Source organism: Saccharomonospora halophila 8 (genome assembly GCF_000383775.1).
In the GTDB taxonomy this organism is placed as follows: Bacteria; Actinomycetota; Actinomycetes; order Mycobacteriales; family Pseudonocardiaceae; genus Saccharomonospora; species Saccharomonospora halophila.
The window spans coordinates 5,863-8,613 of sequence record NZ_KB912535.1 but is presented as its reverse complement, the minus strand read 5'-3'; the positions used below and the strand labels follow the sequence as shown (position 1 = coordinate 8,613).

Here is a 2,751-nt window from a genome sequence, read left to right as displayed (position 1 = left end):
CGTGTGTGCGCCGGTCCCGCCCCCACCCCGGGACCGGCGCACACACGCCTCACGGCACGGCGCGTCGCGCCGTGAGATAGGCGGCCGCGCCGAGCACGACCGCGGCCAGCAGCGGATATCCGGCCTGCCACATCAGAGGGGGCTGGCTCGCGAAGAACTCCCCGACGGCCGACCACGCATCGAGCCAGTTCACCACCGCGACGAAACCGACGGCCACCACGCCGAAGGAGATGCCCAGCGTCCAGACGCCGAACTGCTTCCACCGCTGGAACACGATCCCGAACCAGATGCCGAGGAAGGACACCAGCACGAAGGGGGCGGCGTAGGCCAGGACCTGTCGCAGGGGCCCCTCCTGCTCGAAGAGGGGCAGGGTCACCAGGGTCATGTTCACGCCCCACCCGCCGGTGGCCCGTTCGACGACGGCCAACACCGCCAGCAGCACGCCGTAGACCACCGACTGCCCGCCCACGACCAGCACGGTGGCGCCGAAGAAGTCCCGGCGGGTGGCGGAAAGGCTCACCGCGAACGGGAACATCTGCGTCATCGTCTGCAGATGCCCGACCAGCATCACGGCGTAGATCGCGGTGAGGGCCCCGGTGGCGTTTCCGGTGACCTCGCCCCCGCGGGCCCCCTGAACCGTGGCGAAGATCAGCATGTTGGCCGCGATGACCAGTGCCAGGATGAGCACCGGCAGGCCGAACACGGCGGGTGCGTTGACCAGTTGGATGCGGACCAGTCGGGAAATGCGGTTCATCGTCCGGCCTCCCTGCTGTTGTCGTGCCCGTCGGTGGCACCGGCCGGAACCGGGCCCCCGTCGCCGAGCTGGGTCGTGCGCACCACCAGTTGCTGGAGGGACACCGGTTCCACACTCACGCTGTCGGTGCCCTGCCGGGGCACGGCACCGGAGAGGGTGAGGCGGAGGTACCCACCGAGCGCCTCCCGGTGCAGTTCGGTGTGCCCGGCCGCGAACCGTTCGACCGCGTCGCTCGGCCCGCTCACCGTGACCGCCCGCGACCGCAGGTCCTCGGCGCCCTCGTCCATGAGGATGCGCCCGGAGTCGATCACGAGCACGTGTTCGAGCAGGTCACTGACCTCGTCGATCAGATGGGTGGACAGCACGATCGTGCGCGGGTGTGCGGTGTAGTCGGCCAGCAGCCGGTCGTAGAAGCGCTGCCGCGCCACCGCGTCCAGGCCGAGGTAGGGCTCGTCGAACAGGGTCAGCGGCGCGCGGGCGGCCAGGCCGATGATGATGCCCACCGCCGAGGTCTGGCCCCGGGAGAGCTTCTTGATCCGTTTGCGGAGCGGGAGGCCGAACTCGTCGGCCAGCTCGGCCGCGAAGTCCGCGTCCCAGTGCGGGAACCGCAGTGCCGCCGCGGCGAAGGCGTGCCGGACCTTGAACGTGTCGGGATATCTCAACGACTCCCGGATGAAGCAGACCCGGTCGAGCACGGCGGCGTTCTCGTACGGATTCGCCCCGAAGACCTCGATCGCCCCGTCGGTCTGCCGTTCCTGCCCGGTGAGCAGCCGCATGGCGGTGCTCTTGCCCGCGCCGTTCCGTCCGAGCAGGCCGTGGATCCGGTCCTCACCCAGTTCGAAGGAGACGTCGTGCACGGCCGTGGTGTCGCCGTAACGCTTGGTCACCCCCCGCATGGTGGCCACGCTCATGCGTCGTCCCTCCAGACTTCGATCATCTTCTTCAGGTCGTCGGCGTCCATGCCGAGCCGGTGTGCCTCCGCCAGCAGCGGAGCGATGAACTTCTCCCCGAACTCGGTGCGGCGGCGTTCGAGCAACCGCTCCCGTGCCCCGGTCGCGACGAACATCCCGACCCCCCTTCTCTTGTAGAGCGTCCCTTCGGTCACCAGCTTGTTGATGCCGTTCGCCGCCGTGGCCGGGTTGATCCGGTGGAAGGCGGCGAGCTCGTTCGTCGACGGAGCCCTCGTCTCCTCCTCCAGCGAGCCGTCGATGACCGAGTCCTCGATCTGCTCGGCGATCTGCTGGAACAGCGGCCTGCCGTCGTCCATCACCGCCCCCGTCCGAACACCCAGCTCCTCACTGGTTCATTAGTCATGTGGGTAACCATGTCACCACATGGGTGAGGAGGTCAAGTCGGAATGGCCGCCGAGCACGAAAAAGCGCCGCCCCCGCGAGGTGCGGGGACGGCGCTGCCGGGAGTCGGTGGGTTGTCAGCGGGGACGCGGGCGGAGGGTCAGCTCCGTCAGATGGGCGTCCGGACCCGCCGTCACGGCGGCGTGCACGGCCGCGGCGACCGACTCGGGGCGCAGGTAGTCCTCCGGCGTGTAGGAACCGCCCTCGTGCGCGATCACGGCCTCCTGCATCTCCGTATCGGTGCGCCCCGGGTAGACGGTGGTCACGCGCACGCCCCGGCTCTCCTCCTCGGCCCGCAGCACGTCGGCACAGGCGCGCAGCGCGAACTTGCTCGCCGCGTACGGCCCCCACCCGGCCCGCGCGGACAGCCCCTGCCCGGAGTTGAGAAACACCACGTGTCCGCGGGCGGCCCGCAGCGCGGGAAGCAGCAGGCGCGTCAATTCGACCACGGCGACCGTGTTCACCTCGAAATTGTGCCGCCACACCGCGGCGGGCGACTCCGCCACGCTGCCCAGCCCGGCCACCCCCGCCGAATGGACCAGCACATCCAGCCGGTCGAGTGACGACGTCGCCTCGGCCAGCGCGGCGTCGTCGGTGAGGTCCACCGGCCACGGACGCGCGTCCGGCAGCTCGGCGGCGAGCCGG

General features: G+C 70.2%; 4 protein-coding genes. All 4 read right to left on the bottom strand.

Going from position 1 to position 2,751, the window contains the following annotated elements:
- Nucleotides 1–49 precede the first annotated feature (49 nt).
- Nucleotides 50–754: a hypothetical protein gene (locus SACHA_RS0109855; protein WP_019809325.1), complete on the bottom strand. Its 705-nt coding sequence runs from the start codon at nt 752–754 to the stop codon at nt 50–52.
- Nucleotides 751–1,665 carry an ABC transporter ATP-binding protein gene (locus SACHA_RS0109850; RefSeq protein WP_019809324.1) on the bottom strand — a complete coding sequence of 305 codons (915 nt, stop codon included), beginning with the start codon at nt 1,663–1,665 and terminating at the stop codon, nt 751–753. Before SACHA_RS0109850 ends, SACHA_RS0109855 begins: the two co-directional genes overlap by 4 nt.
- Nucleotides 1,662–2,021, bottom strand: coding sequence for a GntR family transcriptional regulator (locus SACHA_RS0109845; protein ID WP_019809323.1), 360 nt, complete (start codon nt 2,019–2,021; stop codon nt 1,662–1,664). Before SACHA_RS0109845 ends, SACHA_RS0109850 begins: the two co-directional genes overlap by 4 nt.
- A gap of 162 nt (nt 2,022–2,183) precedes the next feature.
- The coding region (locus SACHA_RS21335) for an SDR family oxidoreductase (RefSeq protein WP_157601651.1) at nt 2,184–2,751 on the bottom strand (568 nt) is incomplete at its 5' end.